Here is a 19,049-nt window from a genome sequence, read left to right as displayed (position 1 = left end):
ATTTGGTTTATAATAATTTTGGAGAGGAAAAAATATAGATAATACATAGTGGCCGGATTTTGGCGGGAAAGTAGGGGAGAAGTTGGCTTTTTTGGAAGAGTATTTGTTTTGGAAAGTTGCTGAATTCCTGATTGTAAAAAAGGAATACCGTATCCTGCAAGCATCACAGGATCAGGGAGAATTGTGGCTGGAGAAGACAGAAAACAAGCAAACGCAGGTTATTCGCCTGCTTCAATATAATCTTGACTGGAGCAACTGGCTTCAACGTGACATCATTTTGATTGCTGAAAATGGCGAGAGAATCCGCAGGAAGTTTGCTAAAAAGGACTTAAAGATCCTAAACCTATACTTTAGTGCATATCCACCTGTGGATGATTATGAATTCCGTCTTGCGGAGCCTTATCTTTCTGTAAATGGAAAGGTGACTGTTGAGTCCATTTTGGTAGAAAGGGCCAAGGCGGAGGAAGCTTTAGGAAAACTTGAAAGCAGGTTCAATGACCAATTAAGAATTGATCTTGCTGAGGAACATTCTGGAGAAGTAATCGAGGCCATTAAAAAAAATGCCCTTTTAAACGCAGTAGAAAGGGCAAAGGAAGAACAATCTGTTTTTCACTATGGAAAACCCTTTTTCACCTATATATTCATTGCCATCCAGGTACTAATGTTTCTCGTCCTTGAGGCAGCGGGGGGAAGCACGGATACTTCCACCCTGATTAAGTTTGGCGCAAAATTCAACCCTTTGATTCTTGAAGGTGAATGGTGGCGCTTTTTCACGCCGATATTCATCCATATAGGCCTGCTCCATTTGTTCATGAATACACTGGCTTTATATTATTTAGGAACAATGGTTGAAAGGCTGTATGGTAATTTTCGATTTTTGGTTATTTACATCCTGGCAGGATTCAGTGGAGTGCTTGCCAGTTTTATATACAGCCCGAATCTTTCGGCTGGTGCAAGCGGAGCGATTTTTGGCTGCTTTGGTGCCTTGCTTTATTTCGGTGTAGCAAAACCAAGGTTGTTTTGGCGGACACTGGGCCTGAATATACTTGTCGTACTTGGCATCAACCTGGCATTCGGATTTACCATTCCAGGAATCGATAATGCGGGCCATATAGGAGGCCTGATTGGAGGATTTGCAGCAGCAGGCATCTTCCATCTGCCAAAGAAAAGACGTATTTTGCTTCAAACCACCTTTCTGGCAGTGACGATTGGGGCTATCTTTTTCTCATTACAATATGGTTTTAGCGAAAAAGCAGATCTGGTCGATGAAAGGTCCATTTTAGTGCTTGCCCAGCAGCATGTTAAAGAAGAGGAATATCAGCAGGCAAATGACCTGCTTACAGAGTATGGCAAGTCGGAGCAGCTCTCATCAGAATCCTTATTCATGCTTTCTTTTACCGAAATCAAGCTGGGAAGGCTGGAAGAGGCCAAATCGAATCTCCTTAAAGTAATCGAGATGGAACCGAATTTCCATGAAGCGTACTATAATCTTGCCTTAATCTTTTTTGATGAAAAAAATCTTGATCTGGCACGTATATACGCTAAAAAAGCAGTAGAGCTGAATCCTGGAAAAGAAAGCTATAAAAAGACACTTGAGCAGATTAATTTCTATCTTGAAGAAGCTGCTTGAGGACGATGCTTTCTCCGGTCCTTGTCTGGGTGACAACCAGCAGATGGCTTTTATCCTTCGCAATCAAAATCAATGGCATGGTACTTCCATTTGGGTCAATGGCAGTGCCATCGCTTTTTTTTATGCCCAGATAATAATTCTTATACAATCCTTCCCACAATTTTCCCAGTATGTTGGCGGTTTCCTTTTTCGTAAAACCTGTTATAGACTGATCTTCATATTTCCTGATTGTGTCCAGGGGGACGGATAGATAATCTGCCGCCTTGAACCTGAAGGTGTTTTCAGCTATTTTCAAACTTCGGTTAAGCCTGTTCCTTACACTTTGGTCAAGCACTCTTTTCCATTCCTTCTCCTGCTTGCTTTTGGCGATGGTGAATGATTGGAGCGGGCTGAAATGAGAGTCGACCACATAGATCATGTCATCAGACATTTTTTGGGCACTTGTGATCCGGTTCCCGTCACCATGCAGCTCAGCATAGTGAAAAGAAATCGCGTCATATCTGGCGCTTTCTCCATATGAGATGAGTTCTTCCTGGGATAAATCTGACGTATCCTGCTCCCATTTGGCAAATTTCCCTTTTAAAAGCCCATTGACGAACAAAAGTCCCATATCCTGCCGGAGGTAAGCCTCACGGTCCAAACTTGAATGGACCTTCCAGTCAACCTGATGCTGATTGTTTACTTTATCTTTTAAAAGCGTTAGTGAGGTACTGGCACTTTTATACTTAACCGCATCATTCAAGGGGAAAAATGTGATTGTCTCGATGGAAGTGTTGCCAATCTGGAATTGGATCAAAAATGCAGAGACCATAATTGCCAATACACTTATACTCAAAAACCATAACTTTTTCATCCTGCTCATCCTTTTCCGATAATAGGGTATGTCGGTATAACCACTATATGATACTTGTCCGGATCACATGCCTTTAAGTATTTTTTTAGATTCTTTTGGCTAAGATGGAAAAAGGAATCGACAGGAAAATAATGGTCGGTGGTAATGAGAGGTGTTAGTAGATTATATGGCAGAAAAAAAGAAGCATCCGGTCCATACGAACTTGAAAGAAAATATCGCTTACTTAAGAGAAGAATTAGGAGTCGATAAAAGTTTCGACGTGATCCAGCTTGATGTCGAATATGCCGGAAGAGATATGGCGCTGTTCCTTGTAGATGGATTTGTCAAGGACGACATCATGCTCTATATCATGCAGTTACTGGCCAAGCTGGAACCAGGCGCCCTTGAAGCTGATACATTAAAAAAACTGGTCAAGACTTATATTCCATATGTAGAGGTGGAGACGACTGACAACCTTGATAAAGTTGTCGATATGGTACTGGCCGGCCCGACCGCTCTTGCAGTGGACGGGTTAACAGAAATCATCCTGATTGATGCGAGGACATATCCTGTACGCGGTCCACAGGAGCCCGATACAGAAAGGGTAGTGCGAGGGTCCAGGGACGGCTTCGTGGAGACTTTGGTCTTCAATACGTCGCTTACGAGAAGGAGAATCCGCGACCGTACATTGAGAATGGAATACATGCAGGTCGGCAGAAGATCTCAAACAGATATTGTTATTTGTTATATTGAGGATATCGTTGATCCTGAGATGGTAGAGAAAGTAAAAGACTCAATCAGCAAAATTGATACGGACGGGCTGCCAATGGCTGAGAAAACCATCGAGGAATTTATCTCGGGACGACATTGGAATCCATTTCCGACGGTAAGATACACGGAACGGCCTGATACAGCAGCTACTCATTTATATGAAGGGCATGTTTGCATTATCGTCGATGGTTCACCAAGCGTACTGATTACACCAACAACATTCTGGCACCATCTGCAGCATGCGGAGGAGTACCGCAATAAGCCTCTCGTCGGCGCGTATTTAAGGATGGTACGCTTCCTGGCAGTATGGTCTTCCTTATTTCTGCTGCCGTTATGGTATTTATTCGCCGTCAAGCCGGAACTGCTGCCAAAAGCGATGTCATTTATCGGACCAAATGACACCGGAGAGATTCCGCTGTTTTTACAGTTTTTCCTGATTGAAATTGGTATAGATGTTCTAAGAATGGCGGCCATCCATACACCAACCTCGCTGGCAACTGCCCTTGGCCTGGTGGCTGCGCTGATGATCGGGCAGGTGGCCGTGGAAGTAGGGCTCCTGACAAATGAAGTTATTCTGTATCTGGCTATCGCAGCGATTGGTACATTTGCGACGCCAAGTTACGAAATGAGTCTTGCAAACCGGCTCGTGAGGATTTTCTTATTGGTCATGACTGCGGCATTCCATCTTTATGGTTTCCTGATCGGCATTGTGATTTTCATCCTTTTACTGGCCAGGATGAAATCGTTTGGTGTACCGTATCTCTGGCCATTCATTCCCTTCAATCCACGGGCATTCAGGGATGTCCTTATCCGGTCACCGATCCCTCTGAAAAACAGGAGACCAAGGATATTGAAACCGCAGGACCCAGACCGTTAAACTATTTCTGTGAGAAGCAGCAATTCCGATTGCTGCTTTTTCCTTTTGCAAACTTGTGCAGGTTTTGTCAGAAAATCTTGTCCAGCCTACTTGAGAGGGCAAAAGGTATCCTTTATACTTAGTATGGTAACGCATGCTCTTATTTTCACAAATAGAGGGGATTAAGTTGAAGACAATTTATGATATCCAGCAGTTCCTTAAAAATTACGGGACATTCATTTACATAGGCGACAGGGTGGCGGATTTGGAACTCATGCACGCGGAGCTGAAGGAACTTTATAATTCCCAATTGATTGAGACGAAAGAATACCAATCTGCGGTTTTGCTCTTGAGGCAGGAAATTCGGATGGAACAAGAAAAAAAAGCAAAAGAGAAAAGGTGACGTTTGATGGCTGAAAAATGGCTTGTTGGTGTAGATTTAGGAGGAACGACAACGAAACTTGCTTTCATCAGTTTGTATGGAGAAATTCTTCATAAATGGGAAATTCCCACTGATGTTTCTAACGAAGGGAAAAACATAACTGTCAATATCGCAAAAACTATTGACACGAAATTGGAGGAGCTAGGGCATTCTAAAAGTGAAATCCTCGGAATTGGCATGGGAGCCCCTGGCCCTGTTGAGCTGGCTACCGGCGTTATTTTTGAAGCGGTGAATCTTGGGTGGCGAGAGCCTTATCCGCTAAAGGACTTGCTTGAAGTGGAAACCTCGCTTCCGGCAGTAATCGATAATGATGCAAACTGTGCGGCTCTTGGTGAAATGTGGAAAGGCGCCGGGAATGGCGCAAAGGATCTGGTATGTGTAACCCTTGGTACAGGTGTTGGCGGAGGAGTCATTACCAATGGCGATATTGTCCACGGAGTGAGTGGCGCTGCAGGTGAGATTGGCCATATTACTTCACTTGCAGAAGGCGGGGCTCCTTGTAACTGCGGAAAAACTGGCTGTCTTGAAACCCTTGCATCGGCTACAGGCATTGTAAGAATCGCTGTTGAATTATTGAATGCTCATTCTTCTAAAGGTGATCTTGCAGCAGTGTTCAAGGAAACGGGCATTGTAACGGCCAAGGACGTATTCGATTCAGCGAAACGGAATGATGAGTTGGCCCTGAAAGTCATTGATACAGTTGCCTTGCATTTGGGAATCGCCCTTGCAAATATAGCCAATACCCTCAATCCGGAGAAAATCGTTCTTGGGGGCGGAGTTTCAAAAGCTGGGGATGTCTTGCTCAACCCAGTAAAAGAACAATTCTTGCGTAATTCCTTTCCGCGTGTAGCGCAATCGACCGAAATCAGCATCGCTACCCTGGGGAATGATGCCGGCGTGATTGGTGCTGCCTGGCTTGTTAAAAATAAAATTGGACATAACTAAAATGTTGAAGGAGTTTTCTAGGAGAAAACTCCTTATTTTTTTGTGTTAAAAGTTTCAATTTTCGGAAATTGAACATATTTGAAACTTTTCCATGTTTAAGTCGTCTATAATAGTGGAAAATTACAATGAATGGTCTACGCTTTTTTAGCGTCTAATTTTGTTTGCTTTTTAGGAAAAAAAGTATTAAGATTATCTTTGATTCTTGAGAGAATGGAAAAATAAACCTAAAAATTCCCGGATCTGTTTATTATTAACAGGGAGGTACCAATCGGATGAAAAACAATAAATGGCCTAAAGTTTCTTTAGTTGCCATCGCCACAATCCTGCTTTGGCTGAAGACTTATATAGCCTATAAGACCAGCTTCGATATTAAAATTGAAAATTGGAGACAGGAGCTTATCCTGTTCATAAATCCATTGAGTTTCCTAATGATACTTTTCGGACTCAGCATGTTCATGAAAGAAAAAGCGCAGAAACGCTATATCATGGTTACTAGTTTCATAGTATCAGCAGTTTTGTTCGCAAATGTCGTGTTTTACCGCTTTTTCAATGACTTCCTGACCATTCCTGTGCTTTTCCAAACAAGCAATATGAGCGATCTGGGAAGCAGTGTGACCGAGCTGATCAACTTCAGTGATTTATTTTATTTTGCGGATATAATCCTTTTAGCCGTCCTCATGAAATTTAAACCAGCTCTTTTGGGATGGCGGGAATATAGCAAAGTGGACCGCCGGGCCTATTTCCTTGTTGCTGTCGCAATTGCTTTATTCAATATGGGAATGGCTGAAACAGAGCGTCCACAACTCTTGACAAGAACTTTCGACAGAGAAATGCTGGTCAAGAATATCGGGACATACAATTACCACCTTTATGATGCCTTCCTGCAGTCGAAGTCTTCTGCGCAGCGTGCAATGGCCGACGGAAGTGAACTGGCTGACATCGACAACTATGTGCGAGCCAACTATCTGCCGCCGAATGATGAGATGTTTGGAATTGCGAAAGGCAAGAACGTAATCCTGATTTCGCTTGAATCGACACAGGATTTTGTCATTAATCAAACCGTGAATGGCCAGGAAATTACGCCATTCCTGAATGATTTCATCAAGGAAAGTTATTACTTCAATAATTTCTATCACCAGACGGGTCAGGGCAAGACTTCGGATTCTGAATTCCTGGTGGAAAACTCCCTGTATCCATTAAGCCGCGGAGCAGTATTCTTTACGCACTCTGGAAATGAATATACCGCCACACCGGAAATCCTGAATGAAAACGGATATTTCACCGCTTCCTTGCATGCGAATAACAAGAGCTTCTGGAACCGGGACATTATGTATCAATCATTAGGATATCAGCGGTTCTACTCACTGCCGGATTATGAGGTGAATGAAGAAAACTCTGTTGGCTGGGGCTTAAAGGATATTGACTTCCTGCAACAGTCCGTTGATCACTTGAAGGCGATGCCAAAGCCGTTCTATTCGAAGTTCATCACATTGACGAACCATTTCCCATTCGAGTTGAGTGAGGAAGATCAATATATACAGCCATATACGTCAAATGATAAGACAGTCAACAATTATTTCCCGACTGTCAGGTATGAGGATGAAGCCATTAAGCAGTTCATCCAGAAATTAAAAGATGAAGGCTTGTATGAAGATTCGATCATTATTCTATACGGAGACCATTACGGAATCTCTGATAACCATAATAAAGCGATGAGTGAGTATCTTGGCAAGGAAATCACGCCATTTGAAAGCACGCAGCTGCAGCAGGTGCCGTTGATCATCCATATCCCTGGGCAGGAGGGCAAGACAATGACAACAGTCGGAGGACAGATAGACATCAAACCGACAATCTTGCACTTACTGGGAATCGACACTAAGAATAATATCGATTTCGGATCTGACCTGTTTGCCAAGGACCGGCGTGACTTTGCTGTTCTTCGCGATGGCAGCTTCATCACCAAGGATCATGTGTTCACTCGTGAGACCTGCTATGATAAAGACACAGGTGAACCGACAGATCAGGATGCGTGCGCACCTTATTTTGAATCTGCGGATAGTGAACTTGAGTACTCCGATAAAATTATTTACGGAGATTTACTGAGATTCTATGGTGAGCAAAGTCAAGGCAATGATCTTTCTGATTCGAATTCAAAAGAGTAATACCTGTAAAAAACCTGCGCCCCTGGAGCGCAGGTTTTTGTTATGCAAAGAAAATCAAATTGACTTGTGTTTTTTAAAATTGAGTTTTTACCTAAAGAGGTGTATGTTATCATCAATGGCGGTAACAAATGTAAATTTTATTGGATTTTTCGAAAATCATTGAAACATTTAGCTGTTCTTAACGTACAGATATATACATTGTCAAAAAGGTGGTGTAGGAGTGCAGCAAATGAAGGAAAATACATATAAAACACCTTATGTCAGATGGATTGTGCTCATAATCGCCACTTCTGCATACATCCTTTCCGGGTGCTCTCAGCTGCTGGATGTATCCCTCCATAAAGATGCCAGTCACAGCCTTGAGCGTATAAAAGAAACTCCAGGGATATCCTTTTTAGGATCTGAGGTCATTCCGATCAAGCTAGGCGTGCAAGAGGAATTTAGTAAGGCTTCAGGATGGCTGAGTAATACAGAGATACTTTATATTTCAAATAAAAACGAAAGCAGTTCAATCCTTTATTCTTACAGCCTTATAACAGGACAATCGACAATGCTGTACAAAAGCGGCCAGCCAATCATCACGGCTGAGATCAGTCCCAAAAAGGATAAGGTAATGATTCACAGTTCCGCATCTGAAGAAGGGGTTCTTACTGTCATCGATTTATCAGGAAAGGAATTATATTCTGGGAAAATTGAATCATATGAATTGACCTTTGAATGGAATCCTTTCAATGACGATTTACTTATTGTTTCTGCTTTTACAGAAGAATGGGATTTCAACACATATTTATTAAATTTAAAGGAGAACAGCCTGAAAGAACTCCAATTGCCTGAGCCTTTTGTCAGGTGGATTTCGGAGGATATGCTTGTATATCAACAATGGGATGAGAATGAAATATCGTTAAAGGCGCCGTTGAAGTCTTTTTCTATCAGCGGGAATCATTCTAAAACATTGTTTGAGGACGTGTATCAATTTGATTCATTAGGAAAGTATTTATTGACCATCGAGGTAGCTGAAGGCGAAAATCCAGGATTGGGATTATACACCTTCACCAGGGAAGGGATCCATTCTGCTGGCAGTTTAACCGCTCCTTTGCTGACATCTTTTTCTGGATGGGTTGTTCCTTTTTATGATTTAATGGATGATGGAAAGGCTTTTATGTATCTGCGGGCGAAGGAGCAGGGTGAGGCAGATCTTTATGAAGGCGGTTTTGACTTAATGAAGTATCAGTTTGGGGAGGATAAAGAGGAAATGGTTTTCTCTGAACTGGCAAATGAACCACTTTCCTGCTCGCCTTCCGGTGAAATGTGCCTGTATGGTTTCCAGTTAGAAAGAGTGATGAATATCGATACGAAGGAGATCATTGAACTCGTTCAATAATTCGTTCAGTAAGGAGAGATTAAGATGGCAATTGTAGATGTAACAGTGATTCCAATCGGAACTGAGACACCAAGTGTCAGTTCCTATGTGGCTGATATCCAGCGGATCCTAAAAAATTATGAAGAGCACGGTAAAATCCGTTATCAACTTACTCCCATGAATACATTGATTGAGGGTGAGCTGCCTGTTTTATTTGAAGTGGTCCAGGCAATCCATGAAGCGCCGTTCAATAAGGGCATTCAGCGGGTGGCCACTAATATCCGGATTGATGACAGACGGGATGTAAAAAGAAAGATGGAGGATAAAGTCAACAGGGTTAACGAATTGCTCAAGCAATAGCTTGAAATATGTAACAAATATAAAAGACCACCTGAGAAAGGTGGTCTTTTATTGTGGTTCGATTAGTGTGCTGTCGGGAATCCGTGGTTAAGGACTGTCATGACCGTGAACCAGCCAATAACGAGGAATGTTCCTCCGCCGAATACGATTCCAAGAATGTTTTTGTTTTTAAGTGCCGAGAAAGTTGCGTAACCGGCTAGCAGAGTAACTAAAGCGAAGATAATTGCCAATCCCATGATAAAGCCCCCTTCATAAATTAGGCAGACAATAAGTCTGTTTTTTGAAAAAATGTTTGGTTGTAATTTAGGCGGCAGCCTGTATGTAATGACAAGCATACACTCGTTTTTTATTTTATATTTTTTTACACCATTTGTCGAGGTCTAAAAATTCAACTTTCACGCCATATGTTTTTACTATACCCATTATTAGTTCAGTATAGTGGTTTGCCGCAAAATAAATTCCATTTGCAGCCTTAAATACGAGATGTTCCTCCAATTGAATCAGGGCCATCTCCATTTGAATGCCGGTGCCATCCAAAATTCGGAACGCTGACAGTTCATCAGCGAATAAATAGGTTTCGCCATCCACTTGGAAACCATAGTCGAAGAAATCTTCCCCGGCGCAGCCTTCTGTTTTGATCAGGAGATGTGTTGATTCAAGCAAGTCAGCTTCCCTGAGTAATCCAATCGCTTCATCTGCATCCTTTTGCTCGATATATACATAGTAATTTTCATAAATTAGATGCGGTGGAGCAACCTGCAAAAGTACTTCCTGAAAATCGGACAGCTGCTCAATAAAAGGGTTTGCTTCCATAGCAATGACAAAATTCATTTGTTTTCTCCTTATCCAATCAAGATCAATCCGAAAATTTCATGAGCACCCTTCCCGGCTTATGCTTTCTTATAAATTCTTAAAACTTGTCTAACATTAGTGTAAAATAAAAATATACATATTACAAAGAAGAAGCGGAGGCTGCTTACAATGAAATGGAAACAGATTCCTCTGGGTCCTTTGCAGACGAATTGTTATGTCGTTTACGATGAAAGTCATTCATGCCTGATTGTCGATCCTGGTGAAAACCCAAGGAAGTTGACTGCGGTGATCGAACAGCTCGAACTCAAGCCTGAAGCGATTGTATTGACACATGCACATTTCGACCATATCGGTGCAGTTGATAGAATAAGGGATAAGTATGGCATAAAGGTCTTTATCCATGAAAAAGAAAAAGACTGGCTCACCGATCCTGCACTTAATGGATCGAAACACTTTATGCTGAACGAGCCAATCAAAGCAAGAGCAGCGGACCATTTGTTCAAAGATGAAGGTGAGATGTCCATCGGGAATTTCAAGTTCGAAGTTTTGGAGACACCAGGGCATTCACCGGGGAGTGTATCCTTTTACTTCCCGAAGGCGAATTTTGTGCTGGCCGGAGATGCCCTCTTTCAGGGAAGCATAGGCAGAACAGACTTGCCGGGAGGAAACCATAACCAGTTAATCAAAAGCATTCACGATAAACTGCTGGTATTGTCTGAGGAAACCGAGGTACTGCCTGGTCATGGACCAGCAACGACGATTGGTATGGAAATGGACTCAAATCCATTTTTGAATGGGTTTTAATTTTTGAAAAATTGGGCTTGAAAACTAGAAAAACCCTTCTCGACTGAGAAGGGCTTTTCTGGGGGATGTTCTATTCATATCATGGGAGGGGATATAGTTAAGCTACTAGTAAAACTTTATAATAAAGAATACACTATGTCAATAGTGAAAACCTTTTTCAAGGAGTCATTATGAAAGAAATAATCAAAGAGTTTATTGCAGTCTCGCCAAAAAGGATGATCACATATGCGGACTATATGCAGCTTGCACTCTATCATCCAGAGGAAGGTTATTATATCAAGGAACGCCAAAAAATCGGAAAAAAAGGGGATTTTTACACATCAAGCAATGTATCTGATGTGTTTGGCAAATTAATAGGGAAGTGGTATGCGAAAAAATGGAGTGATTTCGGCCTTCCGCCATCTGTTTGTGAAATCGGAGCTGGAAACGGCCGTTTTGCACGGGCATTCATTGAAGGCTGGAGGGAAATGAACGCAGAAACACTGACATATTATATTGTTGAAAAAAGTCCTTATCATCGAAGTCTGCAGAATGCAGAGCTGGCAGGGCTTGAAGATGTCATCATCGTACATGGTGATACATATGCAGAAACAGAAATGCATAAGGGAATGATCTTTTCCAATGAGTTATTTGATGCCTTTCCTGTCCATGTCGTTGAAAAGATTGAAGGCATCGTGCACGAGGTCTTTGTTGCCAGCGAGGATGATCAATTGAAAGAAATAAAAGTTCCTGTTTCGGATGAACGGATTATTAGATTTCTTAATGATCAGCAATTCGTGCTTGCTGAAGGACAAAGGATCGAAATTCCACTTGCCATGGAACCATTCATTAACTCGATAGCAAAAAAACTGGATAAAGGCTTATTGGTGACGGTGGATTACGGATATACAAAGGATGAATGGATGCATCCATCACGGAGACAGGGGAGCTTAAGAGGCTATTACAATCATCAGATGTACCATGACATCCTGGAGCATCCCGGCGAAATGGACCTCACCAGCCACGTGCATTTTGATGCTCTCAAAGATATCGGTGAATCATTCGGTTTGGAATTCCTGGAGAAAATGAGGCAGGATGAATTCCTGATTGCTGCTGGCATCCTCGATGAACTAGGGCAGCATCAAGACCCGAATCCATTTTCCGAGGCAAGCAAAAGAAATCGTGCAATACGCAGCCTGATCCTCCCGGGCGGAATCAGCCAGTCATTTGATGTCGTCATCCAGGGGAAGGGCCTGGGGGAATCGGCACAAAAATTATTCTAAGAAATAAAAAAAGCGATGGATGACCATCGCTTTTTTTATTGAGCGTGCACAATGGATCAATGTCCAGCTCCACCTAGTGGCATCATAAATGTTGACCAGTAAGTAAAACCTGCAAAGAAAACCGTTAAGTATGCGCCGAAGACGTAGATGTACATACGCTCAGACAGTTTCAAGTAACTTAAAAGCAAGAAAAATCCAGTTTGACCAAAGAAAATCAAGGACGTTGTATACATGTCACCCAAGAAAAACATGACAGCAAAGATTCCCGTCCAGAATCCTAAAACTCTGTACATACGATCCAAAGATATCCCTCCTTTACCCTACATGTCCATCACTATCATATTATAAAGTAAAGTGGAGTGAAAAGTAAACAAGGATTGATTATTGTGCGATAACAGCCTGGTATGAACAAGAATCACAGCCTGTGAACATATTTTCTTTTTCAATCAGTTCAATTTCCCCAAACAGGGATTCAAACATTCCCCGCAAAAACTCATAATGCATATTGCACACCGTTTCAGTATGCTCCATGGCAACTTCCTTGAAAGGGCAGTTGAAAATCTGGAAATAAATTTTTGTCTTCTCACTATTAGGTTCAAATTCTGGATAGAAACCAGCAAGCGTGGCAGCATTCTTAATTGAGTTCAGTTTATGTTCAAACGTCATTTCTTCTGACAATTGCGGGTGACGTGACATCTCCTGTTCCATGAGTTCTGTGCCAAATCGCTTTCCGGTCAGATACAAAGCCTTCTTTCCGGCTTCACCGAGTGACATCATTGTCGTCATGGCGATTTTTGACAGCAGCTGATAATCACGGAATGGGAAATGCAGCTGGATGACTTCGTCTGACAAGCGGTATAGCCTGCTAGGGCGTCCCCCCTTGCCAGTCTTTTTTGTCTCCGAAATCAGCATGTTCACGTCTTCGAGCTTTGATAAATGCAGCCTTGCTACATTGGGATGAATTTCAAAATTGTCGGCGATTTCCTGCACAGTCACATCTTTATGCCTTTTTGTGATGTATTGATAAATATAATAACGCGTTGGATCAGACAATACACTTGTAATTTTTAATGTTTGCTCCACCTTATTTCACCTCAGACCACTAATTTGCCTTCATTATAATACAAGGGAAAATAAGGTTTACACTGTTTACACTATATGTTTAGAAAATGTTCACAACTAAATGGCGAAATGATGACAAAATACTATACAAAACTTATACAAAAGTTATACAATGTATTCAGAAGATAATTTTGTTCGCCAGGAGGTAACCTTAATGGAAGAGCTGACGTTTTTTTCTTATCCGAGCTGTACTTCATGTCGTAAAACGAAAAAGTGGCTGATTTCGAACAGCGTGAAATTCAATGAACGTCATTTGTTCAAAGATACCCCAAACCAGAAGGAATTGATGGAGATATTGACGTTGACGACAGAAGGCGTCGATGAACTGCTTGCGACCAGGGGAGAAACCTTTAAAAATCTCAAACTTAATGTCGATGAATTATCACTTTCAGAAGTGATCAATCTTGTGATTGAAGAACCCAAGCTTCTAAGGCGTCCAATTTTGACTGATGGGAAAAAGCTAATTGTTGGATTCAATCCTGATGCGCTGAAAAAAATCGCCAAATAAAAAAACGGAAGGAATGCTTCCGTTTTTTCTAGGGGTTGAATAAGATATTTTCGAATTCGATAATTGTCCAGCTTCAGTGCCTAGCCCCTCGAGTCGCTTCGGTCCTGACAATGAAGTCAAAGAGCGACTTCACTGTCAGGACCTCCAGCGCTTGTCGGGGCTGACCAAGGCACTTACGCTTTTCTATTAACTGGGCTAGCTGGATTCGAACCAACGCATGACGGAGTCAAAGTCCGTTGCCTTACCGCTTGGCTATAGCCCAATGATGAGGATATTGATGGTACGGTAGTTATTATGAATCGAACTGTCACTAATTATACACATTTACTCCATTTTTTTCGCAGGAACAGGAAGTGCTATGTAGAATCCCTTTGTATAACAAAAAAGGTGGTGCATCCCTATTGTAAAATCAATTGAACTATTGGCGGAAAATATTTTAAAAGATGCTTTAAAGAGCGGCGCTTCGGACATTCATATTATCCCGCGAGAGAGAGACACCCTGGTAAAATTCAGGCTTGGCAATCAGCTGCTGCCCCGGTACACCCTAGAACAGGTTGATTGCGAACGGCTCATTTCCCATTTTAAATTCACCGCTTCGATGGATATAGGCGAAAAGAGAAGGCCGCAAAGTGGAGCCTTTACTTACCAGGACCACGATCGAAAAATTGGTTTGAGAATCTCCACACTGCCAGCCTACCAGAACGAAAGCATGGTCATACGTCTCCTTCCCGAACAAAACCATATTCCTTCATACCAAATATCATTATTCCCATCCACATCGAAAAAATTAATTTCCCTTTTAAAACATGCACATGGTCTGATTATTTTTACCGGCCCTACAGGCAGCGGCAAAACCACAACATTGTATTCTATGCTGTCCGAAACATCGGAAATGGTTAATCGCAACGTCATCACACTCGAAGATCCCATTGAAAAACCGAGTGAATCAGTGCTTCAGGTCCAGGTCAATGAACGGGCCGGAATCTCTTATTCTGCCGGCTTAAAGGCAATCCTCAGACATGATCCGGATATCATTATGGTCGGGGAAATTAGGGATAAGGAGACTGCAGAGACAGCGATAAGGGCATCCTTGACTGGGCATTTGGTGCTGACTACGATGCATACACGGGATGCAAGGGGAGCAATCTACAGGCTGATTGAATTCGGGATCAATTGGCTTGAAATCGAACAGACCTTGATCGCAGTAACCGCACAAAGGCTTGTTGAACTGACATGTCCTTATTGTGAAGATGCTTGCTCGCCGTTTTGCTATTCCTCAGGAAGCGGCAAAAGAGGAAATGTGTTTGAAATTCTTACGGGACGGGATTTATCTGCTGTATTGAAGGAAGCAAAAGGTGAACATCAGAATTACCACTACAAAACGCTCAAAGATGCTATCAAGAAAGGCATCGCTCTCGGATTTATCAAGGAATCGGAATACCAGAGGTGGGTTCTAAATGAAGGAGAATAAGTGGCCTGTCGCAGAACAGGCCAGATTCCTGAAAAGGACAGGGGAGCTGCTTTCGCAGGGATATTCTTTAGCAGAAGCGATTGAATCGATGACTTTCCATCTGGAGATGAAGAGGAAAGCGGATATCAAAAGAAGTCTCGATAAGCTGCGTGAAGGCTTTCCTCTATATTTAATCCTTGCTGAATTAAATTTCAAAAGAGATTTGATCAGCTATGTTTATTTTGCCGAGCAGCACGGCGGGCTGGCCCATGCGGTCACTGAAGGATCAGATATGGTATTGAAACGTGAAGCCGATTATCAGAGGTTGAAAAAGCTGGCCGCTTATCCATTGTTCCTGGCAGCACTCACATTCATCTTATTTTTCTTCGTCAACAAGGTGTTGCTGCCGAAATTCACCTCTCTTTTTTCGGATATGAACATGGCACCGAATATTTTTATGGCAGCCATTGGTGCTGCTGATGACATTGTTCCCTTCCTATTTTATTTTCTTCTCAGCCTCGCTGTGCTGCTAACCCTCTATTACAAAATGAAATTCAGGAAACTCCCAGTCTTACAACAAAAAACGAAACTGGTGAAGCTTCCGTTTGCAGGCGGGTTGATCAAACTTCTTTATTCCCATTCCTTCGCAGTCCAGCTAAGCTATCTGTTTTCAGGAGGGCTTCCGGTTCACGATGCCTTAAAGGTCTTTGAGCAAAATCACCATGAACCATTTTCAAGTGAAATCGGAAAGGATATTATCTTGAAATTGGCAGCTGGTGAGGATTTTGACAGGGCGGTGGGTGATTATCCGTTCTTTGAAGCTGAATTGCCAAGAATCATCAGACACGGTCAAAAGAATGGAAAGCTGGATCAGGAGCTTTATTTTTACAGCCGGCATTGCCTTAAAGAACTTGAAGAAAAAATGGAGAAATCAATGAAAACGGTGCAGCCAGTGTTATACAGCTTCATTGGCCTGCTGGTCATCTCCCTGTATCTGGCTATCCTGCTGCCAATGTTCCAGATGATGAAAGGGATTTAAATCAGGTCAATTAGTTAAAAAAAGGAGAAATGAATAATGAAAAATCAAAAGGGTTTTACCCTGATTGAGATGATGATCGTGCTATTGGTCATTTCTGTGTTATTAATCATTACGGTGCCGAATATTGCTTCGCATAATAATAATATCAACAAGAAAGGCTGCGAGGGGTATATAAAACTTGTAGAAGCCCAGGTACAAGCTTATAAGATGGATAAGAAAGTCACTCCTACTTTTCAGCAGCTAAATGACGAAAAATATCTAAAAAGCCCTGATGCCGCATGTCCTGATGGTACAAAAATCGAGATTTTATCCGACGGGGCTGTCCAGAAATCTGCGTCATGATCTGGAAAATAAAGAACTCCGGCGGATTCACCATGGTTGAAATGCTCATAGTCCTATCAGCTTTCCTGGTGCTCTCTAGTACAACGGCCTTTCTTTTTACTCCGCATAATGACATCCTCGCAAAGGACCTTTTCTTCACCCAGTTTGAATCCGACCTCCTGTACAGCCAGCAATATGCTATTTCCCATCAGGAACAAATTACTGTCCACTTGATGCCAGAGTATAATCACTACTATATCCGCGGTACCGATTATGGATCGCCTTATCTGGTCAAAAGATATTATTCACCAGAAGTAAAAGTCAAAAAAGGGACAATGCAGTTACTGTTTCACTATATGCCGGATGGGAATATCGATAGCTTCGGCTCTATCTATATTACTGCCGGATCAAAGAAGTTTCGGATGATGTTCCTGATCGGGAAGGGTCGATTTTATGTTGTGGAAGAATGATCACGGTTTTTTCCTGGCAGACATGCTATTGTCCTTGGCTGCCTTTCTAATGGCCAGTGCGGTTTTGCTCCCATTGGCAATTGTGGTGATGGGAAAGACAGCAGATGTAAGGACCGAGGGAGACGCAGGCTCTATTTTATTTGACGAACTGATGTACTTGAAAGTTGCGGGATCAGCTTCTGGAAGAGACTGGATTACTCAAAACGGGAATCAGTATGAAGTGACAGTGACAAAGGATGAAAATGAGTCCGCATGGGAGGTATGTGTTCATTATGAAAGCGACCAGCAACATAAAAAAAAATGTTCCTCGACTGAATGAACTGGGATTTACCATGCTGGAGATGCTTTTATCATTGGTGGTGTTTTTATTGATTACATCAATGCTTCCTTTAGGGTTTAGAATCATCCTTGATGATAGTGTCACTGAAAAGGGAATAAGAAGGATGGAATGGGAAGTTTTCAGCAGCCAGGCAAGAAAGGAAATTCGTACTGCTGAACAGCTGACAGTCCAGCCTGATAAGCTGTTATTGAAAGTCAATGGCCAATTTATCCTTTACGAAAAGTACGGTTCCAGCATGAGAAGGAGAGTGGATTACCAAGGACACGAGATTTTAATGCAGAACCTTTCAAGCTTTACTTTTGAAAAAATTGCTGATGGCGTGATGATAAATGCAGTGGCTCTGGATGGAACCCACTATTCGGTTAAAGTCCACCAGTTTATTCAAACCGGGGGTGTTCAGCCATAAATGAAAAAGGGTTTATCTATCCATTAACGATGATCTTTTTACTCTTGATGTCCTTCTTTCTGTTGATTTTGACAGAGCAGCATATCGCAGAGAAAAAGTTTGCCAAAGAAACGAATAGCATTCGGCTCCAAGAATATTATATGCTGTGCTCTATCAAAGAAGCTGAGCATTTGTTAAGGGAAGGTAATTTGCCCGCTAGCGGTTTACTGTATTATAAATTTGGAAAAGTTGGCTTCCTGACCCAGTCTTTATCTGCCAACGTCGATGAAGTGACATTCACCCTTGAGCTCGACAGCGGAGAAAAAGGGGTCGGTTTTGGCCAATATGACAAGGAAAAGGGCATGATGATAAAATGGAGGGAAAAGAACTGACAGGGGATTAAAGATATGAGAGCAATTTATTTAATTGGGTTCATGGGTTCAGGAAAGACGACTGTCTCTCAGGAATTGGCCCGGAGACTGAATGTGGCAGTATATGATTCAGATGAGGAAATCGTTAAAAGAACAGGGAAGTCGATTAATGAGATCTTCGCTGCAGATGGGGAAGAAAAGTTCCGCCTTTTGGAGTCTGAGGTGCTGCGATCAATGCCTTCTAACGATGCCGTTATTGCAACCGGAGGAGGGATCATAGGATCGGAAGAAAACAGACGGTATCTAAAGGAAAAAGTGAATGTTGTCTATCTGCATGCAGACCTTGAAAACATCTTGGAAAGACTGAAGGATGACAATTCCCGGCCTTTATTGAGAAAGGACAAAATGAAAACAGCTGAAGCACTGTACATGAACCGACTTCCGTTGTATCGTGAAGCAGCGGGAATTGAAATCGATACCTCTGAGAAAACAATTCAGCAAATTGTCGATGGCATCACCCAGCGTATGAAAAAATAACACCTGGTTATACTTGATAACGTATGAAGGATGGTGTAACCATGAAAACAAATGATTACGTAAAATACCTTACCCAGACCGTTGTGAAATATATTGACCAGCCAAAAGAGGAACGACGGAAAATCAAACAGGCAAAAAAGGAAGCAGAGGCGACCTTTTTATTCAGATGGTTCGGTATACTTCCATTTATGCTGATGTCCGGAGTGAAAAAGAAAAAGAACAAATGACTTAAAGCCCGGCTAGAATGATAAGCCGGGCTTTACTATGTG

At 42.1% G+C, this 19,049-nt stretch carries 24 protein-coding genes and 1 tRNA gene; 19 read left to right on the top strand and 6 right to left on the bottom strand.

Annotated features, from left to right (window positions below):
* The first annotated feature begins 91 nt into the window (after positions 1-91).
* Complete coding sequence (locus QNH36_RS16710; protein ID WP_349654824.1) at positions 92-1,630, top strand: rhomboid family intramembrane serine protease; 1,539 nt, start codon at positions 92-94, stop codon at positions 1,628-1,630.
* On the opposite strand, the gene QNH36_RS16705 is transcribed toward QNH36_RS16710, so the two are convergent.
* The gene (locus tag QNH36_RS16705; RefSeq protein ID WP_283903840.1) at positions 1,602-2,483 is read right to left on the bottom strand and encodes a hypothetical protein; all 882 of its coding nucleotides are present in this window, start codon (positions 2,481-2,483) and stop codon (positions 1,602-1,604) included. The two genes, QNH36_RS16710 and QNH36_RS16705, sit on opposite strands and share 29 nt — an antisense overlap.
* A 166-nt stretch (positions 2,484-2,649) precedes the next feature.
* Between QNH36_RS16705 and QNH36_RS16700 the strand changes: the two genes are divergently transcribed.
* The 6 genes from QNH36_RS16700 (at position 2,650) to QNH36_RS16675 (ending at position 9,358) form a co-directional block, all read left to right on the top strand.
* Complete coding sequence (locus QNH36_RS16700; RefSeq protein WP_144476914.1) at positions 2,650-4,110, top strand: spore germination protein; 1,461 nt, start codon at positions 2,650-2,652, stop codon at positions 4,108-4,110.
* Between the two features lie 166 nt (positions 4,111-4,276).
* Positions 4,277-4,492 carry a YqgQ family protein gene (locus QNH36_RS16695; protein ID WP_144476256.1) on the top strand — a complete coding sequence of 72 codons (216 nt, stop codon included), beginning with the start codon at positions 4,277-4,279 and terminating at the stop codon, positions 4,490-4,492.
* A gap of 6 nt (positions 4,493-4,498) precedes the next feature.
* Entirely contained in the window at positions 4,499-5,476 is a 978-nt protein-coding gene (locus tag QNH36_RS16690; protein WP_283903839.1) for an ROK family glucokinase, read from the top strand.
* Positions 5,477-5,748: 272 nt separating this feature from the next.
* Positions 5,749-7,638 carry an LTA synthase family protein gene (locus QNH36_RS16685; RefSeq protein WP_144476262.1) on the top strand — a complete coding sequence of 630 codons (1,890 nt, stop codon included), beginning with the start codon at positions 5,749-5,751 and terminating at the stop codon, positions 7,636-7,638.
* Between the two features lie 229 nt (positions 7,639-7,867).
* Positions 7,868-9,019 carry a YqgU-like beta propeller domain-containing protein gene (locus QNH36_RS16680; RefSeq protein ID WP_283903838.1) on the top strand — a complete coding sequence of 384 codons (1,152 nt, stop codon included), beginning with the start codon at positions 7,868-7,870 and terminating at the stop codon, positions 9,017-9,019.
* A gap of 24 nt (positions 9,020-9,043) precedes the next feature.
* Positions 9,044-9,358 carry an MTH1187 family thiamine-binding protein gene (locus QNH36_RS16675; protein WP_251540881.1) on the top strand — a complete coding sequence of 105 codons (315 nt, stop codon included), beginning with the start codon at positions 9,044-9,046 and terminating at the stop codon, positions 9,356-9,358.
* A gap of 62 nt (positions 9,359-9,420) precedes the next feature.
* Here QNH36_RS16675 and QNH36_RS16670 read toward each other — a convergent pair whose 3' ends face one another.
* On the bottom strand, positions 9,421-9,594 hold the full coding sequence (locus QNH36_RS16670; protein WP_144476271.1) for a DUF2759 domain-containing protein: 174 nt from the start codon (positions 9,592-9,594) through the stop codon (positions 9,421-9,423).
* A 115-nt stretch (positions 9,595-9,709) separates the two neighbouring features.
* Complete coding sequence (locus tag QNH36_RS16665; protein ID WP_283903837.1) at positions 9,710-10,189, bottom strand: hypothetical protein; 480 nt, start codon at positions 10,187-10,189, stop codon at positions 9,710-9,712.
* A gap of 150 nt (positions 10,190-10,339) precedes the next feature.
* On the opposite strand from QNH36_RS16665, the gene QNH36_RS16660 reads away from it, so the two are divergent.
* Both QNH36_RS16660 and QNH36_RS16655 read left to right on the top strand, forming a co-directional pair.
* Positions 10,340-10,975, top strand: coding sequence for an MBL fold metallo-hydrolase (locus QNH36_RS16660; protein ID WP_283903836.1), 636 nt, complete (start codon positions 10,340-10,342; stop codon positions 10,973-10,975).
* A 170-nt stretch (positions 10,976-11,145) separates the two neighbouring features.
* Complete coding sequence (locus QNH36_RS16655) at positions 11,146-12,237, top strand: class I SAM-dependent methyltransferase (RefSeq protein WP_283903835.1); 1,092 nt, start codon at positions 11,146-11,148, stop codon at positions 12,235-12,237.
* A 56-nt stretch (positions 12,238-12,293) separates the two neighbouring features.
* Here the strand turns inward: QNH36_RS16655 and QNH36_RS16650 are convergent, their stop codons facing one another.
* Entirely contained in the window at positions 12,294-12,539 is a 246-nt protein-coding gene (locus QNH36_RS16650) for a DUF2626 domain-containing protein (RefSeq protein WP_079509735.1), read from the bottom strand.
* A 79-nt stretch (positions 12,540-12,618) separates the two neighbouring features.
* A complete protein-coding gene (locus QNH36_RS16645) occupies positions 12,619-13,320 on the bottom strand; it encodes a helix-turn-helix transcriptional regulator (protein ID WP_144476282.1) in 702 nt (233 codons plus the stop codon).
* A gap of 193 nt (positions 13,321-13,513) precedes the next feature.
* Here QNH36_RS16645 and QNH36_RS16640 point away from each other — a divergent pair, with 193 nt between their 5' ends.
* Positions 13,514-13,867 carry a Spx/MgsR family RNA polymerase-binding regulatory protein gene (locus tag QNH36_RS16640; protein WP_144476285.1) on the top strand — a complete coding sequence of 118 codons (354 nt, stop codon included), beginning with the start codon at positions 13,514-13,516 and terminating at the stop codon, positions 13,865-13,867.
* A gap of 190 nt (positions 13,868-14,057) precedes the next feature.
* On the opposite strand, the gene QNH36_RS16635 is transcribed toward QNH36_RS16640, so the two are convergent.
* Positions 14,058-14,129, bottom strand: a tRNA-Gln gene (locus QNH36_RS16635).
* Positions 14,130-14,288: 159 nt separating this feature from the next.
* On the opposite strand from QNH36_RS16635, the gene comGA reads away from it, so the two are divergent.
* Genes comGA through QNH36_RS16590 form a run of 9 tightly spaced genes read left to right on the top strand, consistent with a single transcriptional unit; the run spans position 14,289 to position 19,007 of the window.
* Positions 14,289-15,338, top strand: coding sequence for a competence type IV pilus ATPase ComGA (gene comGA, locus QNH36_RS16630; protein ID WP_283903834.1), 1,050 nt, complete (start codon positions 14,289-14,291; stop codon positions 15,336-15,338).
* A complete protein-coding gene (gene comGB / locus QNH36_RS16625) occupies positions 15,325-16,356 on the top strand; it encodes a competence type IV pilus assembly protein ComGB (protein WP_283903833.1) in 1,032 nt (343 codons plus the stop codon). Before comGA ends, comGB begins: the two co-directional genes overlap by 14 nt.
* Positions 16,357-16,392: 36 nt before the next feature.
* Positions 16,393-16,698, top strand: a complete 306-nt coding sequence (gene comGC, locus QNH36_RS16620) for a competence type IV pilus major pilin ComGC (RefSeq protein ID WP_283903832.1) — start codon at positions 16,393-16,395, stop codon at positions 16,696-16,698.
* Positions 16,695-17,147: a competence type IV pilus minor pilin ComGD gene (comGD, locus tag QNH36_RS16615; protein WP_251540862.1), complete on the top strand. Its 453-nt coding sequence runs from the start codon at positions 16,695-16,697 to the stop codon at positions 17,145-17,147. Before comGC ends, comGD begins: the two co-directional genes overlap by 4 nt.
* Complete coding sequence (locus QNH36_RS16610) at positions 17,131-17,466, top strand: hypothetical protein (RefSeq protein WP_144476299.1); 336 nt, start codon at positions 17,131-17,133, stop codon at positions 17,464-17,466. Before comGD ends, QNH36_RS16610 begins: the two co-directional genes overlap by 17 nt.
* Complete coding sequence (gene comGF, locus QNH36_RS16605) at positions 17,384-17,893, top strand: competence type IV pilus minor pilin ComGF (RefSeq protein ID WP_144476302.1); 510 nt, start codon at positions 17,384-17,386, stop codon at positions 17,891-17,893. Before QNH36_RS16610 ends, comGF begins: the two co-directional genes overlap by 83 nt.
* 29 nt (positions 17,894-17,922) lie before the next feature.
* Entirely contained in the window at positions 17,923-18,264 is a 342-nt protein-coding gene (gene comGG / locus QNH36_RS16600) for a competence type IV pilus minor pilin ComGG (protein ID WP_144476305.1), read from the top strand.
* A gap of 15 nt (positions 18,265-18,279) precedes the next feature.
* Complete coding sequence (locus tag QNH36_RS16595) at positions 18,280-18,780, top strand: shikimate kinase (RefSeq protein ID WP_251540860.1); 501 nt, start codon at positions 18,280-18,282, stop codon at positions 18,778-18,780.
* Positions 18,781-18,821: 41 nt separating this feature from the next.
* Positions 18,822-19,007, top strand: a complete 186-nt coding sequence (locus QNH36_RS16590) for a YqzE family protein (protein ID WP_144476310.1) — start codon at positions 18,822-18,824, stop codon at positions 19,005-19,007.
* Positions 19,008-19,049: the final 42 nt, after the last annotated feature.

The organism is Mesobacillus sp. AQ2 (assembly GCF_030122805.1).
In the GTDB taxonomy this organism is placed as follows: Bacteria; Bacillota; Bacilli; order Bacillales; family Cytobacillaceae; genus Mesobacillus; species Mesobacillus oceanisediminis_A.
The sequence above is the reverse complement of the archived record's forward strand: the minus strand, read 5'-3'. Positions and strand labels throughout refer to the sequence as shown.